At 62.1% G+C, this 20,140-nt stretch carries 23 protein-coding genes; 9 read left to right on the top strand and 14 right to left on the bottom strand.

What is annotated here, in order from left to right:
* Nucleotides 1-245 precede the first annotated feature (245 nt).
* Together K426_RS18600 and traA are read right to left on the bottom strand one after the other, a co-directional pair.
* Nucleotides 246-998: a DUF6118 family protein gene (locus K426_RS18600; RefSeq protein WP_066560353.1), complete on the bottom strand. Its 753-nt coding sequence runs from the start codon at nucleotides 996-998 to the stop codon at nucleotides 246-248.
* 18 nt (nucleotides 999-1,016) lie between these two features.
* Nucleotides 1,017-4,022, bottom strand: a complete 3,006-nt coding sequence (gene traA, locus K426_RS18595) for a Ti-type conjugative transfer relaxase TraA (RefSeq protein WP_066560345.1) — start codon at nucleotides 4,020-4,022, stop codon at nucleotides 1,017-1,019.
* Nucleotides 4,023-4,195: 173 nt separating this feature from the next.
* Between traA and K426_RS18590 the strand changes: the two genes are divergently transcribed.
* Both K426_RS18590 and K426_RS18585 read left to right on the top strand, forming a co-directional pair.
* Entirely contained in the window at nucleotides 4,196-4,501 is a 306-nt protein-coding gene (locus K426_RS18590; protein ID WP_066560342.1) for a conjugal transfer protein TraD, read from the top strand.
* A gap of 22 nt (nucleotides 4,502-4,523) precedes the next feature.
* Nucleotides 4,524-4,757, top strand: a complete 234-nt coding sequence (locus K426_RS18585; protein WP_066560338.1) for a conjugal transfer protein TraD — start codon at nucleotides 4,524-4,526, stop codon at nucleotides 4,755-4,757.
* Here the strand turns inward: K426_RS18585 and K426_RS18580 are convergent.
* Genes K426_RS18580 through K426_RS18570 form a run of 3 tightly spaced genes read right to left on the bottom strand, consistent with a single transcriptional unit; the run spans nucleotide 4,750 to nucleotide 6,849 of the window.
* Nucleotides 4,750-5,337, bottom strand: a complete 588-nt coding sequence (locus K426_RS18580) for a sigma factor-like helix-turn-helix DNA-binding protein (protein ID WP_066560334.1) — start codon at nucleotides 5,335-5,337, stop codon at nucleotides 4,750-4,752. The two genes, K426_RS18585 and K426_RS18580, sit on opposite strands and share 8 nt — an antisense overlap.
* Nucleotides 5,321-6,253, bottom strand: a complete 933-nt coding sequence (locus tag K426_RS18575) for a HEPN domain-containing protein (protein ID WP_066560333.1) — start codon at nucleotides 6,251-6,253, stop codon at nucleotides 5,321-5,323. Before K426_RS18575 ends, K426_RS18580 begins: the two co-directional genes overlap by 17 nt.
* A complete protein-coding gene (locus K426_RS18570) occupies nucleotides 6,250-6,849 on the bottom strand; it encodes a hypothetical protein (protein WP_237229843.1) in 600 nt (199 codons plus the stop codon). Before K426_RS18570 ends, K426_RS18575 begins: the two co-directional genes overlap by 4 nt.
* A 174-nt stretch (nucleotides 6,850-7,023) precedes the next feature.
* Here K426_RS18570 and K426_RS18565 point away from each other — a divergent pair, with 174 nt between their 5' ends.
* Nucleotides 7,024-7,230 carry a hypothetical protein gene (locus K426_RS18565; protein ID WP_237229842.1) on the top strand — a complete coding sequence of 69 codons (207 nt, stop codon included), beginning with the start codon at nucleotides 7,024-7,026 and terminating at the stop codon, nucleotides 7,228-7,230.
* Nucleotides 7,231-7,514: 284 nt separating this feature from the next.
* On the opposite strand, the gene K426_RS18560 is transcribed toward K426_RS18565, so the two are convergent.
* The 4 genes from K426_RS18560 to K426_RS18545 all read right to left on the bottom strand — a co-directional run bounded on the left by K426_RS18560 (nucleotide 7,515) and on the right by K426_RS18545 (nucleotide 10,413).
* Entirely contained in the window at nucleotides 7,515-8,057 is a 543-nt protein-coding gene (locus K426_RS18560) for a DUF4405 domain-containing protein (RefSeq protein WP_145907433.1), read from the bottom strand.
* A gap of 175 nt (nucleotides 8,058-8,232) precedes the next feature.
* Nucleotides 8,233-9,084 (bottom strand): FAD:protein FMN transferase, encoded by an 852-nt coding sequence (locus K426_RS18555; RefSeq protein WP_257721799.1) that lies wholly within the window; start codon nucleotides 9,082-9,084, stop codon nucleotides 8,233-8,235.
* Nucleotides 9,062-9,589, bottom strand: a complete 528-nt coding sequence (locus K426_RS18550; protein ID WP_066560325.1) for an FMN-binding protein — start codon at nucleotides 9,587-9,589, stop codon at nucleotides 9,062-9,064. The genes K426_RS18555 and K426_RS18550 overlap by 23 nt, the downstream gene beginning before the upstream one ends.
* Nucleotides 9,589-10,413, bottom strand: a complete 825-nt coding sequence (locus K426_RS18545) for a DUF6662 family protein (RefSeq protein ID WP_066560322.1) — start codon at nucleotides 10,411-10,413, stop codon at nucleotides 9,589-9,591. The genes K426_RS18550 and K426_RS18545 overlap by 1 nt, the downstream gene beginning before the upstream one ends.
* Before the next feature lie 231 nt (nucleotides 10,414-10,644).
* On the opposite strand from K426_RS18545, the gene K426_RS18540 reads away from it, so the two are divergent.
* Together K426_RS18540 and K426_RS18535 are read left to right on the top strand one after the other, a co-directional pair.
* The gene (locus K426_RS18540) at nucleotides 10,645-11,325 is read left to right on the top strand and encodes a response regulator transcription factor (protein ID WP_066560321.1); all 681 of its coding nucleotides are present in this window, start codon (nucleotides 10,645-10,647) and stop codon (nucleotides 11,323-11,325) included.
* Complete coding sequence (locus tag K426_RS18535) at nucleotides 11,315-12,727, top strand: sensor histidine kinase (protein ID WP_237229841.1); 1,413 nt, start codon at nucleotides 11,315-11,317, stop codon at nucleotides 12,725-12,727. The genes K426_RS18540 and K426_RS18535 overlap by 11 nt, the downstream gene beginning before the upstream one ends.
* 38 nt (nucleotides 12,728-12,765) lie before the next feature.
* Here the strand turns inward: K426_RS18535 and K426_RS18530 are convergent, their stop codons facing one another.
* Nucleotides 12,766-13,134 (bottom strand): hypothetical protein, encoded by a 369-nt coding sequence (locus K426_RS18530; RefSeq protein ID WP_066560312.1) that lies wholly within the window; start codon nucleotides 13,132-13,134, stop codon nucleotides 12,766-12,768.
* Nucleotides 13,135-13,335: 201 nt separating this feature from the next.
* Nucleotides 13,336-13,743 (bottom strand): glycine zipper 2TM domain-containing protein, encoded by a 408-nt coding sequence (locus tag K426_RS18525; protein WP_443018198.1) that lies wholly within the window; start codon nucleotides 13,741-13,743, stop codon nucleotides 13,336-13,338.
* A 183-nt stretch (nucleotides 13,744-13,926) separates the two neighbouring features.
* Between K426_RS18525 and K426_RS18520 the strand changes: the two genes are divergently transcribed.
* Nucleotides 13,927-16,020, top strand: coding sequence for a TonB-dependent receptor (locus K426_RS18520; protein ID WP_066560308.1), 2,094 nt, complete (start codon nucleotides 13,927-13,929; stop codon nucleotides 16,018-16,020).
* A gap of 305 nt (nucleotides 16,021-16,325) precedes the next feature.
* On the opposite strand, the gene K426_RS18515 is transcribed toward K426_RS18520, so the two are convergent.
* Nucleotides 16,326-16,658 (bottom strand): helix-turn-helix domain-containing protein, encoded by a 333-nt coding sequence (locus tag K426_RS18515; protein WP_197672728.1) that lies wholly within the window; start codon nucleotides 16,656-16,658, stop codon nucleotides 16,326-16,328.
* The gene (locus tag K426_RS18510; protein ID WP_257721818.1) at nucleotides 16,636-17,016 is read right to left on the bottom strand and encodes a type II toxin-antitoxin system RelE/ParE family toxin; all 381 of its coding nucleotides are present in this window, start codon (nucleotides 17,014-17,016) and stop codon (nucleotides 16,636-16,638) included. Before K426_RS18510 ends, K426_RS18515 begins: the two co-directional genes overlap by 23 nt.
* 494 nt (nucleotides 17,017-17,510) lie before the next feature.
* Between K426_RS18510 and K426_RS18500 the strand changes: the two genes are divergently transcribed.
* Both K426_RS18500 and K426_RS18495 read left to right on the top strand, forming a co-directional pair.
* Nucleotides 17,511-17,726, top strand: coding sequence for a helix-turn-helix transcriptional regulator (locus K426_RS18500; RefSeq protein WP_066560297.1), 216 nt, complete (start codon nucleotides 17,511-17,513; stop codon nucleotides 17,724-17,726).
* Complete coding sequence (locus K426_RS18495; protein WP_066560295.1) at nucleotides 17,723-17,914, top strand: helix-turn-helix domain-containing protein; 192 nt, start codon at nucleotides 17,723-17,725, stop codon at nucleotides 17,912-17,914. Before K426_RS18500 ends, K426_RS18495 begins: the two co-directional genes overlap by 4 nt.
* Here the strand turns inward: K426_RS18495 and K426_RS18490 are convergent.
* On the bottom strand, nucleotides 17,892-19,124 hold the full coding sequence (locus K426_RS18490) for a tyrosine-type recombinase/integrase (RefSeq protein ID WP_066560291.1): 1,233 nt from the start codon (nucleotides 19,122-19,124) through the stop codon (nucleotides 17,892-17,894). The genes K426_RS18495 and K426_RS18490 overlap by 23 nt on opposite strands.
* Before the next feature lie 300 nt (nucleotides 19,125-19,424).
* Between K426_RS18490 and K426_RS18485 the strand changes: the two genes are divergently transcribed.
* A complete protein-coding gene (locus K426_RS18485; protein ID WP_066560289.1) occupies nucleotides 19,425-20,090 on the top strand; it encodes a peptidylprolyl isomerase in 666 nt (221 codons plus the stop codon).
* The last annotated feature ends 50 nt before the right edge of the window (nucleotides 20,091-20,140 follow it).

Genomic DNA, 20,140 nt, shown 5'->3' with positions numbered 1-20,140 from the left:
CTGCACAGGCTGTCGACAATCATATCCATTCTCGTGCGTGGCTAGTCTGCCTATCCCCAACTAGACCGCCGCTGCGTTATGGCTGTACGAAAAGCCTGCACCATCGCCTTGATGCAGGATAGTCCGGTTGGATTCTTCTGCCATTACCTTGTCGCGTAGCAAAGGTGACCGGCCGCGCGCCTCCCTAAAGGCGCAGTAGTGGCTGGTGGGCTTCGCCGTCCATCGTCGAGCGGTCGGCGCGAAGGCTAGTGGCCTATTCTAATCGTGCATCGCACCGGTTCCTTAGCCCTGGAAGCTGCCGTCTCGCACGCGGCGATGGTGTCGCGGTTCTCACGCGCCATGTCTGCCGCATCCACGATCGCCCGCCAGCTATCGGGGTTTCCGGCTTGCAAGAGCCGGATACCGGCATCCCATAGCGTTGGCTCGCCCAGCACGCGGCGCGCGACCCGTTCGGGCCAGTGCCAGCCTTGCGGGCCGATGCTGGCTGTCCAGCCCGGATAGACCAGCCACAGGAGCGATACGGCCAGCGCCGTGCCGATGCCGGCATAGAGCATGTGCCAGCGCTGCTCCGTCCGCGTGCGGACCTTGCCGATGGCCTCGCCAAGCCCGGCATGAGCGCGGCGATGAAGGTCGAGTGACTGGCCGATGGTAGCCTTGTCAGCCTCCCGCGCGACTTTCGCGGCGTCGGCGATCCGCCCCGCCATGTTCTCGGGAGTCAACTGCATGGCGGGCGCGTCCGCAAGCCTCTTCATCTGCGGCGCAAGTATCGCCAGATGCCCGCCGATCTTGGCAAGGGTCGGGGTATAATCGGGTATCTCGATGCTCTGCTTCTCGATAGCGATATGCTCGAGCGCGCGTGTCATCATCGCCATGCGTCCGTCCAGCCGTTCCTCCATCCCGGCCACGCGCTGCGACAATGCCGCGAACGCCTCGGCCGCCGCGTCGGGCCCGGTGGCGGGTTCCGGGTCATTGAGCAGCGATTGTTCTTCGGCGTCCATGTCGTCGTCTCCTTAGGGTTAGCGGCTCATGCCCAGACCGCGACTGATCTCGCGGCCAAGGTCGTGGGGGATGCTGTCGGCAAGGGCGCTGGACAGGCTGCGGCCCATTCGTTCGCTGACTTCCAGCCCAAGGTCGCGGCGGTCGCGACCTGACAACACCGATTCAAGCTGAGGATCGCGCCCTAGGCTTTTCGCCATGCCGGCCATCTGCTGCGCGGTACTCTTCGCGCCCCGGAAATTGCCGTCGCGGACAAGCTCGTCATGGGCGCGCTGCAACTGCTGCCAGCCTTCCACGAACCGATCCGCTCGGCTGTAGGGATCGATGCGGATTTCCGTCTCCAACTGCATCGCACGCATCGCGGCCTGGCCGCGCCCGTCGGCGGCCTCGCGGACAAGCTCCGGGCTGCTTTTGAATGCGCTGTCGAGATCGGATGCGCCTTCGGGCCGCACGGCGTTCAGGGCGCCGCGCGCCAGGTCCAGCGCTTCGCGTTGGTGCGGCATGGCGTCCAGCCCTTGCGCGCGGGTCTGCTGGATAGCGTCCACCGCCTTGGCGTAGCGCTCAACGGCGCCGCGAACGCCGCCCACACGCAACGGCTGCGGATCACGCTGCATGTCGGGCAGCTTCTCGCGACCCCGGTCCTGTTCCGGGCGCTCCGCGTTTGGGCGGAACCCTGCGAATATATCGTGCTGCTGCGTAGGAATGTTGGGCGCGGCATTGGGCCGGAAATTGTCAAAGATCCCGCGCGCCTTCTCGACCACCGGCCGGACGATTTCCGCGACACGCTCGCGGAACGTGATGCCGCGCCGTTCGGCGAAGGCGCGGGCCGGGTCGGCCTTGGCGTAGTCGATCGCCATGTCCTTGGCGCGCTCGCGGCCAAGCACGGCGGTAAGGCGGCGCTCGTCCTTGAAGTCGTCGCGACCATAATGAAGGTCCACGTCGTCGCGATGGCGCGACAGCGAGACATAGGAGCCGTGGCGATCCATCCCCGGGGTCGCCAGCACATGGACGCGGTCCACGGTCATGCCCTGCGCTTTATGGATCGTGGCGGCATAGCCGTGGTCGATGTCGCGATAGTCCTTAGTGTCGAACGCGACGCTGCGCCCGTCATCGGTGCGCACCGCCATATGGCCCTTGTCCACCTGTTCGACGGTCGCGAGCGTGCCGTTCTTGACTTCCATGGTCCGCTCGTTGCGCAGGAACATGATGCGGTCGCCGATGGCAAAGGCGCGGTCGCCGCGCTCGGTCTTTACCCGCACATCATCGCCCAGCTCGCCCGCATTGCGCATCGCCTCGCGGGCCGCATCGTTCAAATCGCGCACCTCGACATTGGTATGGGTGAGGATGATGCGGCTGGCGTCAGGGTCGGCCTGCCGCGCGCGGTCCCAGCGTTCGACAAGCTCGCCGCGCGCAGCCTCGCGCGTCTCGGCCTGATGCACCATGCCCTTGTCGGCATAGGCACGGATGGCCTCGCCGGTTCTGCCGGTGGCAAGATGGCGGGTGGCGTCGCGCTGCCATTCCTCATGCTGGCGACGAACTTCGGTGATCTCGACGCCGCCATGACGCTCATGGATCGACCGGAACGCCGCGCCTGCCTCGATCGACTGCAATTGCTCGGGGTCGCCAACCAGCACGACCTTCGCGCCCGCGTCAGCGGCGTGGGACAGGACGCGCTCCATCTGGCGCGTGCCGACCATGCCTGCCTCGTCGATCACCAGCACATCGCGTTCGGTCAACAGGTCGCGGTCTTGACTCCAACCATGTTCCATGCTGGCGAGCGTGCGCGAGGCGATGCCGGAGCCGTTCTCCAGGCCCTCGGCGGCGATGCCAGCCAGCGCAGCGCCGCGCACGTTGAACCCGGCATCCTCCCACGCCTCGCGCGCCACCCCCAGCATCGCGCTCTTGCCGGTGCCGGCATAGCCGACGACCACGCTCAGGTCGCGCCCATCGGTCGCATGGTCGAACGCCGCGCGCTGCTCACCCGACAGGTCCAGCCCGCGCGCCGCCGCCGCACGGAGCGCGCCCTCCCGGTCGCCCTCCGACACGCGATGCCGCTCGCGCTCCGCCATGAGGTCGGCCGCGCGCTGCAACCGCTGCTCGGCTTCGATCATCTCGCGTGACGTGAACCGATCCTCGCCGCACCCATCCTTGCCCAGCGCGATCAGGTCGGGCGAGCCGCGCACCGCGCTCATCGCGGCGTCGAATTGCTCCTTCCCGCCCGAATGGCGATGCACGAACATCGCAATGTCGCAGTTGGTGAAGGTGGCCTGTTGGTGGGTGATCGCGTTGAGCGCGATGCGGGGATTGGCGATGATGCGCTCGCCATTCTCGCGCGCGATCTCGCGATGAAGCTCGGCACGGTCGGCAAGCTGGCCCGCTTCCTCCATGCGCTGCGCGGGACCGCCGATCTTGCTTTGCGGTTCGAGGTCGATGCCTTGTTCCGCCAAGCTGCGATGGTCGATGCGCGCGTCTATGTCGAGTTCGGCAAGGCGGGAGTTGACGTGATCGGCCCAGCTTTCGCGCCAGCGCTCGACATTCTCATGGTCGTTCCATTCGCGCACCTTCTGACCGAAACCTTCCGGCGTCGCTTCGCGCATGGTGAGCATGACATGGGCATGGGGTTTGGGCTGGCCGTCGCTGCCAATGTCCCAATGCACATTGAGGTCTGCGATCATGCCGGACGCGACAAACTCGGATTGCACGAAATCGCGGGCAAGCTTGATGCCATCGGCCTTGGTCACCTCGCGTGGGATGGCGAACTCAACTTCGCGGGCAAGCTGCGCGTCCTTGCGCTTCTCGAACGCCTCGACATCGTTCCACAGGCGTTCGCGGTCGCGCCACTCTTCCGGTGCGTTCTCCGGCAGCATGATTTCGCTATGCTCGACGCCGGAGCGGGCGCGGAAATCATGATCGCGGTCAAGGCGCTCGTCGTGCAGCCTCTCGCCCGCGCGATAGGCCGCCGCCGACACGGCGGAGCGGCCGGAGGCGCGGCCGATGACTTGCACGGAGAAATGGTAGATCGCCATAGCGATCGTCCATCTACTACTGCGAAGCGCACGTCGGAACGACGTATAAGCGCGCCCTTCTCGAATTTTTCTCGGAAGGGACTGGGCAGTGTCAGGCTGTCCCGGCGACTCTACTGCGCGGTGGCGAGGTTTATCTTATCATCGCTCCATCGTCACTCAATGGAGACTTTGCGATGCGTAAACCGCGCGACTTCGATTCGGAACTCAAAGCCCTTGCCGACAAGGCGAAGGTGCTCAAGGAACGCCGCGTCCGCCAGTTGGGTGAACTAGTGGCGGCGTGCGGAGCCGACACGCTCGACGCCGATCTGCTAGCCGGGGCTTTGCTGCAGGCCGTCGCAGCGAAGGACTCGGCGACGAAGGAAGTTTGGCGCAAGACGGGCGCGGCTTTCTTTCGCGGCGAAAAACGCCAGCCTACGAGCGGAGTTGAACGCAGCCCGAGCGGCACTCCCCCGCTCGACGGCGGCGCGGCATCGGCTTGAGGCACGAAAGGCGCGAACCGACATGCGCGAATGGGTCATCAAGCGCCGCGAACGGACGCGGCACCTGATCGAGCTGGGCGGGCTTGTCATCAAGGCCGGGCTGGTCGATTTGACCGATGGTGATCGCGCGACGCTCTACGGCGCGTTCCTGACGGTCGCCGACAGGCTGCGGGGGCCAGAGCGGAGCAATGCGCTGGCGCTGTGGCAACGCAAAGGCAAACGCGCGTTCGAGGCAGAGAAGCCATCGGCTAATTGATCGTCGCAGGTGCGGAAGCCACATCGCGCAACCACTGTTCGAACCGATCCGGTCCTCGCACGATATGGCGGATGGCACGGAGCATGCGATGCCGCACGATCCTTTGGAACGTCCCCAGGCGCTTGGCAATCTGCGCATAGCTTAGTTGCTCGACCCGATTGAGGATGAAGGTGTCATGGACGCGGGGAGGCATGGCAGCGACGATCATCTGCATGAGTGTCTGGTCATCGTCGCCATCCTCGAACCATGGGATCGGACCAGCGATGCCCAATGCCGCTAACCGTTCCTTGCAATAGGCGCGATGGCGCCGATGCAGGTCAGCCTCGGCAAGGGCGATGCGCGGATCGTTCCGGCGTCGGGGTTCTGCCCCATCAAGCATGATGCGGATCATGCCGAGCGCCTCGACGAGGCAGGATTCCACTGTCTGCGGGTCGATGGACAATCGGCGGGCGATTTCATCATAGGACAGGGCATCCAGACGAACGAGCAGGAATATGACGCGCGTCAGGACCGGCAGGCGGTCGACGGCTTTCCTGTAGGCGGCGAGCCGCTCGACCTCGGGGTCAGGCGCATCGGCCATGACATGCCTCTCCATGCACCGAGACCATGTCGTTCAGCCGCTCGCGGCAGAACCGTTCGGTCAGGCTGTGTAGCAGCGCCACGCGTTCCATCGCCCATGCCAGTTCGTCGGAACCGATGCGATAGGAACGGCCATAACGCACCTCGACATAGGCGCGACGGATGCAGCCGAAGGCGCGGCGCTCGAACGGGGTTGCGCGCGGCCATGCGATGGAAAGACTCGGCTCGAGCGCCTCGGCCCTTTCGCGCAATTCATCCAGCGCATGGGTGCGCGGACCATGCAGGGTGATCGTCCAGAGGACACACTGGTAAAGATGCTCGCACGCCTGATGCAGCAACAGTGCCGCCATGGGCGCATTGCCCTCGCTTCGGTAGAAGGCAGCGCCCAGCAGGAAATCGCTCGCCCGTTCATGCCAGCGGGCAAACTCGGCCTGCCCACGCGCATGCAGTTCCGTCGTAGACAGCAGACGCGGCGAAGGGAGCCGAAAACCCTCCATCTCGTAGAGCGGGATGCCTTCGCCCGCGAGGGCGATGAAATGGGGAATGCCCTCGGTCAGGGCGCCGTTGACCTGTTCGAGGCTATGGACGGTCAGCCGCACCGGGCGGGCGATCTCGCCAAACTCCCATGCGCGGCGCAGACGGTCGCGCACCAGCCGCCAATCCTGCAGCCTGCGCGCCAGCCGGGGATGATTGACGATCGCCAGCAGGTGAAAGGCATCCTCCGGTGCGACATTCCACGAATCGGACCGCGCATGGGAGCCGTGCAGGATCAGGGTAAGGATACGGCCTGATCGATATTGCTCGGACAACCTGCCCTTAAGGCTTTCCGCGAAGGTTTCGAACAGCATCGCCGTGACGCGGCACAACTCCTGCCGCACCGGCCCTGCCAGACGTTCCCTGTCGATGGACGGCATCATGAGCGGGTTTCCCGTTGTTCGCGATGCCAACCTTTCGGGCGGTGATGGCCGGTGACGTCATGGACGCGGTCGAGCACGGCGCGCAGCAGCAGGCGAACCTCGTCCACCGTGAACCCGCCATTGTCGGGGAGCGGCGCATCGATCCGATGGGCATGACCCCACTTCCAGTAAGGGGAAAGAATGGCAGCGAGCCGCGCCATCTCGGGGCAGTCATGCCCGAAGCCGGTCGCGTTGGCATGGACGAGCGACTTGGCGACATTCAGCCGGATATGACGGGCATTCCACTCGTCGGAAAATCCTACGTCGAGCAAGTGGGAGGAAAGCGCGAGCTGGGCGACAATGCCGGATCGGTAAAACATCTCACCGCAGTCATTGTCGTAGAGGCCATGCTCCAGTCCCTGATAAAAGGACTCCGCATTGTGATAGCGGAAGCGGCTCAGGCCTCGCCCCGCCTTGGTTCGAATAAGGGCTGCCGGTGAATCTCCGTAATGGTTGTGAAGATTGGCCAGAGCTTCACCCCATGGCGAAGCAATCAAAGGAACCGCAACTGGAGCGGCGGTCAGCGCCCGGAGCAGTGCACGGCGCGATGTACCCACCGCCGAATCATCAGAAGGAAAATTTCGCGACACCATCGTCATGCCCTTCGATCGTTCGATCCCTTGGCGTTCACTTTCCGGCCAAATGGATTATCCGATATCTCTTATAGGACATGTCACGGGCATATAGCAATAACCGATATCTGTTAATTAGGTTCGGATTGAAAGCATCTGGTGGCCGGTTACGACGCCATTATGGGAAGACCGCCGCTCGGAGTGAAAACCACCGTCGTTCGCCTGCCTGAAGGGTTGGCGGAGCGGATCGACGACCTGCTTGGCCCTAATCGGCGAGCCATTTTCATCCGAGAGATTGTGGAGCGCGAGGTCGAACGCCTCGAAGCCGAACGAAAAGTGAAATTGGGTATCAACCCGCCGAAATGAAACAGGCGTTGCCCGATGGTGACACCGGGCGCTCGCGTTTCACGTGATTGCTGACAGGCTCCTAAGCGCCAACCCAGGCCATTCAGACTGCCGCACCCATACCCCGAAACCGGTCATTCCTCCGCAGGCTTTCCGCACCCGACGCTACATCAGCAACCTGGAGTGCAGCTGCCCAGAAGCTGATGATTTGAACTCGACGCACCGTTAGGGCACAGCCAATGTTCACATCAGACGACGGGTGTCGAGGCAGTGCATAACGTCGCGTCACCCACAACAGTTCCACCTCATTCTGCCGCTTCCAGTTGTGGTTCAGGTGCCGGCACCTCGCCGATAGGCAGATGCGGCTTCAACTGTATAGGGACAGTTTTGCGCTTGGTCTGATGGCGTTTCCACGCGAGCCAGACGTGGCCGCTCACGATCAGAACCGTGGTGAACCCGCCGAGCCAATGAACCGTACTTGCCCAGGCGCGCAGACTGTCGTCCGCAATATAATAGAGTCCGTAGCCGGTCAGTGCCATGAACAGGATGATACTGCCTGTGGCAATGCCGCTTTTGCGGTTGCGTTTGCCCAGTAAGCCCAGCCGTACATGAACAGGCAACATGGCGCCAACCGCCACGAGAAATGCAAAGCAGGCGAGACCGTGGATCGACAACAGCGTGGGTTGCCACGGACTTCGCTCCGGGCCGAACTCGCCATCAACGCGGACGAAATATTCCAGGACGAGCCAGCAAACGCCCGCCGATACGAGCAAGGAAAAGCTCGTGTAGATCAGCCATTTCTGCCAGGCTGGTAGGCGTGTCGAAAATTGGGGAGGGCGTCTGCTCATGCCACTAAATCCTTCATTGAGACCGGCCACATCCGTCCATTTGCCAATGTCGGGAATGCCGATCTGCTGACGAGCGCGAGGCAGTGCGCTGTTTCTCCACCGACGGAAGTTATGATTTTCATCAGTGCATCGGCGTCATTGCGATCGGGGCTTAAATCGTGACGACGTCGCGGCATCAGGCTGCCTCCCTGGTCATTGAGGGACGCAGCACATAACCATTGTGCGTTGCCAATATTCTGTCGGCAAGATCCACGTCGACCATGGCCACTTTCGTCATGGCATCGGCAATGACGCATTTGTTGGCGAGCACGGTCACGCGATGATCGATGAGTGCGGGCTCGCCGTTCCTCCCGACATGCGGGCTGTGCAGTGTTCCCCGGATTGGGTGCCGGTCATGAAGATTGGCGGAACTTGCCATGGCGCAATTTTGGACGGCCAGTCCGTAGCGCACGACGGCGTCGGCATCGCGCAATTGCACTTGCCAGTCCCGCTCTCCGAATGCCCGAAGATCGCCGCCTGCGTTCACCAGCGCCTCCCGGGCACCGGCGGCCTGCAAAGCCGCAACGGCGCGATCGACCGCGTGACCTTTGGCGATGCCGCCAAGGTCGATCAGCAGCCGCTTCCTGCATCGGACATGCCGATCATCGATGATCTCGATATCGGCGGTCGTGCCGGTATAGCGGCTAAGATGGGCGATGCCCTCACGCGGCAAGAAGCGGCTGCGAACCAGCGCGCGTCCCACCGCGACATCGAACAGGCCATCGGTCGCCTCATGCAGTGCAGCCGCCATCCGCAGCACCGACACTGTTTCTTCGTCCACCGCCACGGTCTCGCCGGGCCGGGCGGAGCGAAGCCGCGCGATATCGCTGTCAGCACTATGGAAGGACATGCACGCATGGATATGGGCAATCGCCCGGAACGCGGCCTCAACCGCTGCCATGTCGGCTTCAGCTACACTGATCTCGACAAAAGTTCCCAGCCAGGGCTGGCAACGGGTGACGAGCTTATCCGGCGAGGACGATAGCATAGGTCGCCAGCAACCGCTTGACCCCGTCGGCGACATGCCGGCAGGAAAGGGTCGCCCCCGAGATATTCTTGATGTCTTTGTCGAGTTGCAAGGCGGCACCGTTGCGCTTGCCCGCGAACTGGGCGCGCCATTTGGGGTTGCGCACCTGATCGCCGTAGCTTTCACGATAGTCCATGATCTCCACCGAGCGCACGGCGCCGGAGGAATCGAGGGCGACGGCGAAGGTAATGAACTCATGCTTGCCGACGACCTGATCGACGATCAACCAGCCGCCGCGGGCCGAGCGCCAGGCTTTGAGCTGCCGGTTGAGAGGTGACACGCCGCTGGCCTTCCGGATCGCTGCCACGTCGGCATTGCTGAGCGGGCGGAAGGCGGGTGTCAGCGTTTCGCCGGGGAACATCAGCGCCTGCGCTTGCTCGACGGAGAGGTAGGTGGCGGCATGGGCTGGCGGTGCCACCAGCACCACCGGGACCAGGGCCAGCAGGGATGCGCGGGAAGCCGACATCAGAACACCCTCCCGATCTTCAGGCGGATGCCGTCCCAACGCGTATGCTCGTCGCCATAGATGCGGCCATTGACGATATTGTCCCGCTGCTCGTCATTATAGGCCTTGGCATGGATCTGATAGAGCGCGGAGAGGGTGAAGAACCACTTCTGGCTGCCATAATGGATGTTCGGCCCCACGAAATGGGCCGTATGCTCCTGGCTGCCGTGCCCCAGCGTATAGCCGACAAATTCGTTATGGTTGCGATATTCAATGCCGAAGGACCAGTTCGGGCGGAAACGGTAGGATGCGCCCGCATCGAATTCCAGCTGGGTCGCCTTTTCGATTTCTCCGTCCTGCTCCTCATGCTCGAACTCGACGAAAGCGTTGGCGGCCAGCACCAGCCGGTCGTCGAGGAAGTTCTTCTGCGCGATTACCTTCAATTCGATTGCGCGCTCATGCGGACCGATCTCAGGTTCGACATAGAAGGCGAGGCCGAAAGGTTTCTTATAGGGACTCATCACCCGCCAGATCATTTCGGCTGACACGGTATCGAAGCGGAATTTATTATAGGGCCGCGCCGGATTATGCGCCGGCGGGATGTCGAGGCCCTCGGTCGTGCCGTTGACGCTGTTGCGGTTGGCGGAGATGTAGCTCGTGTTCAGATAGCCGGCGATCTGGAAATTATCGGTGATGCCATGCTCGACCTCGGTGCGCAGCTTGACGTCATGGAAATGGCCGTTGGCCTGATCCTCGCGCAGCGTGACCCATTGTTCGATCTCGGTCTTGCCCTTGGGCATGACGTCCGTCGTGTAGACATAGCCGAACAGCGGTTCACCGGCCATTGCTGGGGTTGATAGCGCGGTCGCCACCGCCGCTATTCCAATTGCTATTCTGTTACCTGTCATATGCGCCCCTTCGTATGCAAATGCGAACTGTTATCATTTGCAGCGATAGAGAGTTGCTGTAGGGTCGGTCCAGCACGGAATGGCAACATTGGGAAATTGTATAGCAATGGCAATCAGGGCGTCATCTCGGTCCCTCGACCCCCACCCCATCCATGGCGAGGGTGAGCGATGAAGATTCTGCTGGTGGAGGATGATCTGGAATCGTCCGCCTATGTCGCGCGGGGACTCCAGGAATTGGGGCATCAGGTCCAATGCTTCCCCGACGGGCAGCAGGCTTTGGGAGTCATTCTGGCAGGCGGCTTTGACGTGCTGGTGCTGGACCGGATGCTGCCGGGACTGGATGGTCTCTCGCTCTTGCGCATGGTGCGCGCGCAGGGATGCCAGACGCCAGCCATGCTGCTGACCGCCAAATCAGCTATCGAGGACCGTGTCGATGGACTGGAAGCCGGGGCCGACGATTATCTCATCAAACCCTTTGCCTTTGTGGAACTGGTCGCGCGCCTCAATGCCTTGGGGCGCCGACCTCCATCCTGCGCAACTGTCACCCTGCTGGAGGCAGGCGGCATCAGCATGAACCTGCTGCGCCGGGAAGTTCGCCGGGATCATCGGGTCATCGACCTTCAACCCCGGGAATTCAGCCTGCTCGAACAATTATTGCGTAACGCAGACCGAGTGGTCACGCGGACAATGTTGCTCGATCGCGTCTGGAATTTCGGCTTCGACCCGAAGACCAACATTGTCGAAACCCATATGAGTCGGCTCAGGACCAAGCTCAATGAGGGTTTTTCCCATGACGCGATCCGAACCGTGCGGGGTTCGGGCTATATGATCGATTCCCATGCCCCATAGGATCATGCCTCGCTCGATCAGGGGATTGTCGCTGGGCGTCGCGATGATGTCCGGTCTCATCATCGCCTTGCTGGCACTCGCCACCTACAGGTTCGTTCATGAGGAGATCGAGTGCCAGATCAACCAGCGGATCAGGATCGAGGCCGATGCCTTGCTCGCCCATCACAGGCATCATGGCTTTGCAGCGCTGGTCGATCTGGTCAACACGCTCGACCGTCATGCCACGCCCGAAGATGTGAGCTATCTGGAAGGCGCCGACAGCAAGGGCCGGGGCATGGGTTATATTGTGACCGACGCATCCGGGCGGCGCAGGGCTGGATCGCTTGTGGCGAATGTACCACCGCCCGGATGGAGCGAGTTCGTTCCCTTCCATTCGCCGGATGGGGGGCCTGCCATGGCCCAGGCTATCAACACGCCGCTTCCCGGAGGGGGGCGTCTCGTCGTTGCGGCCGACCGGGCTGTGGTCGATCAGATGGACCTGAAATTGCTGGCGCTGTTCCTGAGTGCCTTCGCTCTCATTCTCGCGGTGGGCACCGCCGCGGTGATCGGGCTGGGCCGACTGGTCAGGGGCCGGCTCTCCACCATCGAGGCTTCAGCAGAAGCGATCATGGCGGGCGATTTGTCCCGCCGGATGCCGCTTGATGGCTCGGCCGAAGAGTTCGACCGGCTAGCCATGATCCTCAACGGCATGCTGGATCGCATCCAGACGCTGATGAACAACCTCAAGCAGGTTTCCGGCGATATAGCGCATGACCTTCGAACGCCCCTCAATCGACTGCGCGGACGGTTGGAAGAGGTGGAGCGAACCTCAACGGAGTCCATTCAGCAGGAGCGCCTTACAGCAGCTATCCGCGAAGCCGATGATCTGCTCGATCTGTTTTCGTCGATCCTGGCAATCTCCGAGATTGAGGGCCAGACGGTTCGCAGCCGTTTCAAGTCCGTGGAATTGCACGATGTCATTGAGGAAATAGCCGAGGCTTTTCGGCCGGCTTTCGAGCAGGCGGGCAGGTCACTCATGCTGGCGATCGTTCCAATGGCGATCTGCGGCGACAGGCAACTCATTCAAAGATGCCTTGTCAATTTGCTGGACAATGCGCTGGCACACACGCCTCCGGGCACGGACGTCACCATCTCGACAGAAGCGCGGGATGGGCAGGTGGCGCTCACCATTGCCGATAACGGTCCAGGCATAGCGGACGGCGATTGCGAACGGATCTTCCAGAGGTTTGCCCGGCTCGACCATAGCCGATCGACATCGGGCTACGGATTGGGGCTTAACATGGTCGCCGCCATAGCCGCTGCCCATGGCGGTAACGTCCGCGTCGTTCCAGCAGCGGTGGGTCTCACCGTTGAAATCCTGTTGCCGACAGCATCAAACTCGACCAGCAAAGCACCTGGCTAAATCGCTGACCGAAATTCGATCGCCGTCGGTCATTCGCATCAATCGTCATCATCATGGTCGTGATGACGGCGGTGGTGACGCCAATGGCGATCATTATAGCGATACCAACGCCTGTCATAATAGCGCGGATAGCTGTCATAATAGTAGTAATTATATGACCGATAATGCGGTCGATAATATCGTTCACGATAATAATAATCGTCATCGTAATAATAGCGCGGTCTATCCGAAGCAATGGCCGCGCCGATCGCCAGGCCGATAATTCCCGCGCTCACAGCGAGCGCTGCGTCATCGTCATAATGACGGGAATAATAGCGATGATGATCGCGTGCATCGGCAGGCGTGGCGCTGATCGGCATGGATGCTGCCAGTGCCAGACCCAAGGCCGCCTTACGGAGCATTTTCATCCCCTGCCTCCTGTTCTTTCGCCCTGTCCGCATCCAGCGGAAGGGATAGGCTGGCATTCAAGCACAGATGGGCTGAACTCGATCTGAACCCTGCCATCTCTGCTGCGACATCCAAAAAGGGCGCGGATACCAAGCGGTTCCGCGCACCAGAACCTCCCGTCACAGGAGGAAATTCAGTTCATTGCGCCTGTAATATGCCGGTCAGCAGCCGGAATTGCGGTCGACTTCGCGGCCCAGAAGAGCGCCTGCGCCCGCGCCGATAATGGTTCCCGGCGCACGATCGCCATAGCGATCGACCGAGCGTCCGAGCAGGGCGCCTGCCGCGCCGCCGAGCAACAGGCCTGTGGTGCCGCTACCGCCACAGCGATCGCGCCGCTCGCGATAATGGTAGCGCCGCGGTTCGGCGTAACGGGGGCGGCGATAGTCCCGTTCCTCATAATAGCTGCGGCGGTAACGCGGACGGTCATCGTCATCATCGTCATCGCCATCATCATGATATTCTTCGTATTTATACCAGCTCCCCCTGCCATCATGAGCGTGGGCCAGAGAGGGAAGCCCGGCAAGCATCGAAGCGGCAAGCGATAGGGCCATCAGGGGTTTGCGCATCATCATTTTCTTCCTCCACAGACGATTTCGTCTCCACGAGCAGCGTTATTGCGGCACATCTCTGGCGCCTCTCTGAACAGGGTAGTCAGGAATCGTTCATCAAAGGATCGCGTTGACAGGTTCTTGCCTCCAATATATGCGACCGCCTCGCAATATCACCATTGTCGCAAATTGTATCGGGGGTCCATGTTTTCCAAGCTTGCATCGCGCCATCTGCGCGCCACGGTGGCGTTTGCCGCCATCGCCTTGCCCGTCCATGCAAGCGCTGACGAGGCGGATCGGTCCGATATCGTCGTTACGGCGGATCGCCTTGATTATACGCCGAAACAGGTCGGCGCGCTCAAGATCGACGTGCCGCTGAAGGACATCCCTCAGACCGTTGACGTCGTGACCGAGGCTGTCATCCGCGACCAGCGCGCCCTGTCCATGCAGGATGTGCTGAAGAATGTGCCGGGCGTCGGCTTTTCCCATGGCGACGGGCAGCGCGATCAGGTTTCCATCCGGGGCTTCTCCGCGATTGCCGACCAGTTCGTTGACGGCTTGCGCGACGATGCGCTCTATTTCCGGGACCTTTCCAATATCGAACGCGTCGAAGTCATCAAAGGGCCAGCCTCGGTCCTGTTCGGGCGGGGGTCTTCGGGGGGCCTCATCAACCGCGTGACCAAGAAACCGGGCGTCAATCTGGGCGAGATCGGCGTCAGCTATGGCAGCTGGGACGATCGTCGCGCCGAAGCCGATATCGGTATCGCGCCGGAGGACAGCATGGCTGCCTATCGCCTCACCGGGGCGATCGAACGGGCCGACAGCTTTCGCAGCCAGCAGTTCCTTCGGCGCGAGACGATCGCGCCGTCAGTCTCGCTCAAGCTGGACGAGCGGACCCAACTGCTGGTCCAGGGCGATTATCTGCGCGATCGGCGCGTAACCGACTTCGGCATCCCGGCTTATCGGGGACGCCCGGTCGATGTGCCGCGCTCCACCTATTATGGTTCCGCCAATGCGCGAAAGGACGATTATAGCCAGTCGAAGGTCTATTCGGGCACGGTGACGCTGACCCACAAGATTGACGAAGACACCAGCATCCGCAACGCTTTCCGCTATTATGACTACAGCCTCGACCGGCAGAATACGCTGCCGGGAACGGTCAATGAAGCGGCGCAGACGGTTTCGCTCAACCGGTCGGCGCTCGACCGCAACGAACATGGCTGGTTCGACCAGCTTGAACTGACGCGCAAGGTCCGCTTCGCCGGCATGGAGCATCAGTTGCTGTTCGGTGTCGAGGTCGGGCGGCAGATCAAGGATGTTGCGACCCATTCGCGCAACGGCATTGCGACGGTGAATCTGTTCAATCCGGTCCTGCCCGTCATCACGACCAACGGCGCTTTGACCGCCGACAATCGCGGCACATTCGATACGCTCGGCTATTATGTGCAGGATCTGGTGTCGATCGGCGAGCATCTGAAAGCACTGGTCGGCGCGCGCTATGACCGGTTCAAGCAGGCCACTGACGACCATCTGCCCGGCCGGTCCGACCTGTCGCGCACCGACACCAAGGCTAGTCCGCGCGCGGGCCTGGTCTGGCAGCCGACGGAGAGCCAGTCCTATTATGTTTCCTGGAGCCGCTCCTTTCAGCCCTCGGGCGAAGCCTTCTCCATCGCGGCCAACAATGCCGACATCGCGCCGGAGAAGACCGAGAATAAGGAAGCGGGCGCCAAGTTCAGCTTCCTTGACGGGCGGATCGCGACCACCATTTCCGCGTTCAACTTGCGCCGGTCGGGGATCAAGGCGGCCAATCCCGCCAACCCGACGGTGCTTATCCCCATCGGTGTGCAGCGCACGCGCGGCATCGAACTGTCGGGCACGGTGAATTTGGAAAATGGTTGGCGGGCGATCCTGGGCTATGCCTATCTGGACGCCAAGATCGTGGACTCCGCCAATGTGGCCCTGATCGGCAAGCGCGCGACCATCACACCGCGCCATGCCGTCAATGCCTGGATCGCCAAGGATTTCAGTGACAGCTTCGGCCTGGGCGCTGGCGGCAACTATGTGAGCGACCGCTTCGCCGATCCGGCCAACACCGTCACCTTGCCCAGCTATTTCACGATGGATGCGATGGCCTGGTATAGACTGGGTTCGATCACCGCGCAGGTCAACGTGACCAACATCTTCGACAAGCATTATATCGTGTCGGGACATGGTACGAGCGCCAACCTCAACCTGCCCGGCGCGCCGCGCGCGGCCATGCTGACGCTGCGTTACAAATTCATGGGTAGGAAGAACTAACTCGTCCGGCTGCAAGAATTCCATCCGCCGCTTGAAGGCGGCGGGTGGCCAGATGCGTCAACAGCAAGTGATCACTGAAATGTGCGCCGCCTGCTCGGACAGCCTCTCCACCAGACCGTGAGAACCGCTCTGGACCGCAGCTAACGGGATTCTCATTTGGCGCAGTAACTTCCAGAGGGGGTCATCGATAGGAAGCGCAAAGGGCAACTAACCCACTTTTGTCGCTCGGAACCGGCCCGACCGCAAACGGCCAAAGGCGGTCATCCCGGCAATGTGCGAAAAACAGGTGAAACACGAAGGGGTAATTAGGCCACCGCCTGCAACCCCTTGCGTTGGATGATGGACAAGAGCCGCAAGGCGGGGCCACCGGGGCGCTTCACGCCGCGTTCCCAATCCGACACGAGATTGCGGGAGACGTTGAGATAGGCGGCGAACACCGGCTGCGAGACATGCTCGCGCTCACGGATGGCGCGGATTTCATCGCCTGCCAGCGATGGGGCCGGCGCAAGACACGCCTCATCAAAAGTGCGAAGTGTTGCGCGCGACATAACGCCCGCGTCGTGCGCGTCGCTCATCATCTCGTGGACCGCGCCCGCGATCTCGCTGCGATAGCCCTTATCCTTCACCGTCGTTCTCATCGTCTATCTCCACCAGCGCTCCCGATGCCACCAGCCGGTCCAGTTCCTCGTCGTTCCATTCCAGCGCCTCGGTCGCCGCATTGCGCAGCAAGGCGAGGTCCGCCTTCGATATGTTCGCCTGTGCGCTCTTGGCGAAGCCGAAAGCAAATATCGCCCGGCTGCCCTGCCGGAACAGGATCAGCGTGCGATAGCCGCCAGACTTGCCCTGACCGGCCCGCGCCACGCGCTGCTTGATGACGCCGCCGCCAAGGTCGGCATCCACCAACCCGCTTTCGGCGCGTTGCACCGCGTCCCGAAGCGCCGAATCGGCAATGCGCTCCTTGCGCGCGAAACGCTCGAACCAGCCATTCTTGAATATACGTTGGATGGCGGCTCTCCTGTTCTCGTCCGCATATATAACACATAGCGTTATGGTTCAATGCGTCTTTCGGGGCCGATATTGGCGCAACCGGCACTGAAATGCTTCAATCGGCACTACAGTGCCCCACCCCTTGCAGCGCGGGACGATGCGACGCAGCCTCATCACTGGCGGGCAGACCTCCGATGATTTGGAGAATTGCCATGAATGATTCGACCTGACCAATGCGCAATGCCGTACCCATCGGCATAAAGCACTGACCGGCGTGCTGTTTGGGACATAGTGGGAAAAATTCTGCGATGGTCACGCCCTCCGGCAGAGCTACGTCGTGGACCGCCCCTGGACGCCCCTGAACGCCATTCACCGCCAGCACCCACCCGTCCAAGCCGGAATGGCCTCATTTGGCCCCGCAAGGGCTCTTGCCCAGTGCGCCATGCTGCCCGATGCTGGCCCACAGGGGCGCGTGCAACACCTTGATTTGAAGAGATTGCCCCATGAACAACCCCGATCGTATCATCCGCCTGAAGACCGTTCTCGCCCGCACCGGGCTTTCCCGCACCACGCTCTATCGCAAGATGGGCGAAGGCACCTTCCCCCGCCAGGTAAAGATCAGCGTCCACGGCGCGGGTTGGCACGAATCCGCCGTCAATCGCTGGGTGGCCGATCCTGTCGGCTATCGCGACGACCACGCCGGGAGCCAGGTACAATGACCGCGCCTCCACGGCCCGATCCGATCTGCGTCCGCGTCAATGACGCGGCGCATATGATCGGGGTCGGCCGCACCAAGCTCTACGCGCTGATCGCGGCGGGCGAGGTCGAGACGGTGAAGCTCGGCAAGGCCACCCGCATCACTACCGCCAGCCTGCACGACCTCATCAGGCGGCAGCGCGAAGGCTGACGGGTTCGGACGCTGTGGGGTTGGCGTCCGATCCGCCCTTCGCAGGCTCCTTGTCCAGAAACTCCGCCCAGCGGGCCATCAGGCTGCGGCGCTTATCGAAGAAATCGGTGCGCCGGTAAGCCGCTTCCACCTTGTTAGGCAGCTTGTGCGCCAGCGCTTTGTCGGCAACCTCCTTGGGGAAGCGGGTCCGCTCCGACGACCAATCGGTAAAGGCCGAGCGGAAGCCGTGGACTGTCACGCCCTTGATCCCGTCATCGCGCAGGAGCTTGGTCATGGTCATGTCGCTGATCGGTTTTTCCCCGTCATTGCTGAACACAAGGCCGGTGTCGCTGGTGCGCTCCTTCCACCGCTTGCGCAACAGCGCCACGGCAGGCGCGGACAGCGGCACGACATGGGTTTCGCCCGCCTTCATCCGCTCGCCCGGAATGGTCCAGATGGCCTTGTCCAGATCGAACTCCGACCACATGGCAAAGCGCGTCTCGTTCGACCGCACGGCGTTATAGATGGTGAAGCGCAGCGCGTCGCGACCGGTCGTGGGCGACGCCGCCGCCAGCTTCCGCATGAGCGCGGGCACGTACACATAGGGCATAGCCTCCAGATGCCCGCCCTTGTCCACCTGACGGGGAAGTCCCTTGCGCACCGAGCGCAAGGATATCTCATCGGGGAGCCATCCCTTGATATGGGCGAAGTCCAGCACCGCGCCGATGCGCTGTAAGATGCGCCGCGCGCTGTCAGGGATGGTCAGCCAGATCGGCGACAACACCTCGACCACGCACGCGCTGTCCACCTCGTTGACCGGCTTCGTGCCGATCGCAGGAAACACATGGTTCTCGAAACTGGAAATCCAATTGGCGTGACGCTTGTTCTTCCAGCCTTCCTTCAACGCCTCGTAGCAGTCCCGTGCCGCCGCCTCAAAGCTTGGTACCACCTTGCGCGCCCTGCGTCGCTCGGCGACCGGATCGGTTCCCTCGCGGACCTTCCGCCGCAATGCTGTCGCCGCTTCCCGCGCCTCGGCCAGCGACACGTCCAGCGCCGATCCCAACCCATAATCGCGCCGTCGCCCATCCTTCTGCATCCGTAGCACCCAAGTTCGTGCGCCGCTGTTCTTCACCAGCAGGCACAGTCCCCGGCCATCAGTATGCCGACCGGGCTTCGCGTTCTTTACCTTCAATGCTGTCAGTGCCATCGGTTCGGTTCCCGCTTTGGGCATCGCAGGCGTTCCCACACTTCCGGGCAGGAATTGGTCCCACAATCGTTCCCACATTTTGAGCCAAATTCAGGCAAATCAGGACGACCGACCGCGAACACCATACAAGACAAATTGTTGATTTTACAGTGTAGTTAGGTACGTCCCGGCATCGCCCGAGACAAAAGTTCTACACTCGTAGGGGTCACCACTTGCTTCATAGGAAAGCGGTGAAAATCAGTTGCTTTCCACCCGGTTGCGCCGTGCGTGCAAGCGCTCTAGCCTTGGGCCATATCCTTCTTTGATGAGCGTGCCTTCTTGCCGATGCATTCTGCTGTCCCGCGTTGCCTGATCCCGTTCCTTGCCCTTCTGTCTGGCGCTTCCCATGCGCAATCCGCCAACCGCCCGACGCCCGGTCATACCCGAGTGGCGATCGAAACTTCGGTCGGAACCATCGTGGTTGCGACCGACGATCGCCGGGCGCCGATCACCGCCGTCAATTTCCTTACCTATGTCGATGACGGCCGCTTCGACGGCGTCACCTTCTATCGCGCGGCGCGGCGCAAGAGCGATGCGAGGCTGGGGCTGATCCAGGGTGGGATCGACACGGATGCGCGCCGGTCCCTGCCGCCGATTCGGCACGAGCCGACGACGCGGACGGGCATCAGGCATCTCGATGCGACGCTTTCCATGGCGCGGCCCAACCGCGCCAATTCGGCAATGGGCAATTTCTTCATCACCGTGGGACCGACGCCCAATATGGACGCGCGCGGCGATTATATCGGCTATGCCGCCTTCGGCCATGTCGTCGCGGGCATGGATGTGGTGAAGCGGATTCTCGCCGTGCCGACCTGTTGCGGATCCGGGCCGATGCGTGGGCAGATGATCGTCAAGCCGATCAGGATCATCCGTGCGAAGCGGCTCGACGGCACAGCGCATCCGACGCGCGGGGTGAAGCCGTGGCTGCTCGGCCTCAAACGAAAATCTTAGGCAAAGCGCGGCTGATTGCGCACTCTATCGCGTTCGGCGCCGCGCGGTGA

It is taken from the genome of Sphingobium sp. TKS (assembly GCF_001563265.1).
Taxonomy (GTDB): domain Bacteria; phylum Pseudomonadota; class Alphaproteobacteria; order Sphingomonadales; family Sphingomonadaceae; genus Sphingobium.
This window is presented reverse-complemented; position numbering and strand designations above follow the sequence as displayed.

Excerpts from the sequence above, each read along its gene's own strand:
- K426_RS18600 (WP_066560353.1), bottom strand. The coding sequence starts at position 998 with ATGGACGCCGAAGAACAATCGCTGCTCAATGACCCGGAACCCGCCACC.
- traA (WP_066560345.1), bottom strand. The coding sequence starts at position 4,022 with ATGGCGATCTACCATTTCTCCGTGCAAGTCATCGGCCGCGCCTCCGGC.
- K426_RS18590 (WP_066560342.1), top strand. The coding sequence starts at position 4,196 with ATGCGTAAACCGCGCGACTTCGATTCGGAACTCAAAGCCCTTGCCGAC.
- K426_RS18585 (WP_066560338.1), top strand. The coding sequence starts at position 4,524 with ATGCGCGAATGGGTCATCAAGCGCCGCGAACGGACGCGGCACCTGATC.
- K426_RS18580 (WP_066560334.1), bottom strand. The coding sequence starts at position 5,337 with ATGGCCGATGCGCCTGACCCCGAGGTCGAGCGGCTCGCCGCCTACAGG.
- K426_RS18575 (WP_066560333.1), bottom strand. The coding sequence starts at position 6,253 with ATGATGCCGTCCATCGACAGGGAACGTCTGGCAGGGCCGGTGCGGCAG.
- K426_RS18560 (WP_145907433.1), bottom strand. The coding sequence starts at position 8,057 with ATGAGCAGACGCCCTCCCCAATTTTCGACACGCCTACCAGCCTGGCAG.
- K426_RS18555 (WP_257721799.1), bottom strand. The coding sequence starts at position 9,084 with ATGCTATCGTCCTCGCCGGATAAGCTCGTCACCCGTTGCCAGCCCTGG.
- K426_RS18550 (WP_066560325.1), bottom strand. The coding sequence starts at position 9,589 with ATGTCGGCTTCCCGCGCATCCCTGCTGGCCCTGGTCCCGGTGGTGCTG.
- K426_RS18545 (WP_066560322.1), bottom strand. The coding sequence starts at position 10,413 with ATGGCCGGTGAACCGCTGTTCGGCTATGTCTACACGACGGACGTCATG.
- K426_RS18540 (WP_066560321.1), top strand. The coding sequence starts at position 10,645 with ATGAAGATTCTGCTGGTGGAGGATGATCTGGAATCGTCCGCCTATGTC.
- K426_RS18535 (WP_237229841.1), top strand. The coding sequence starts at position 11,315 with ATGCCCCATAGGATCATGCCTCGCTCGATCAGGGGATTGTCGCTGGGC.
- K426_RS18530 (WP_066560312.1), bottom strand. The coding sequence starts at position 13,134 with ATGAAAATGCTCCGTAAGGCGGCCTTGGGTCTGGCACTGGCAGCATCC.
- K426_RS18525 (WP_443018198.1), bottom strand. The coding sequence starts at position 13,743 with ATGATGCGCAAACCCCTGATGGCCCTATCGCTTGCCGCTTCGATGCTT.
- K426_RS18520 (WP_066560308.1), top strand. The coding sequence starts at position 13,927 with ATGTTTTCCAAGCTTGCATCGCGCCATCTGCGCGCCACGGTGGCGTTT.
- K426_RS18515 (WP_197672728.1), bottom strand. The coding sequence starts at position 16,658 with ATGAGAACGACGGTGAAGGATAAGGGCTATCGCAGCGAGATCGCGGGC.
- K426_RS18500 (WP_066560297.1), top strand. The coding sequence starts at position 17,511 with ATGAACAACCCCGATCGTATCATCCGCCTGAAGACCGTTCTCGCCCGC.
- K426_RS18495 (WP_066560295.1), top strand. The coding sequence starts at position 17,723 with ATGACCGCGCCTCCACGGCCCGATCCGATCTGCGTCCGCGTCAATGAC.
- K426_RS18490 (WP_066560291.1), bottom strand. The coding sequence starts at position 19,124 with ATGCCCAAAGCGGGAACCGAACCGATGGCACTGACAGCATTGAAGGTA.
- K426_RS18485 (WP_066560289.1), top strand. The coding sequence starts at position 19,425 with ATGCATTCTGCTGTCCCGCGTTGCCTGATCCCGTTCCTTGCCCTTCTG.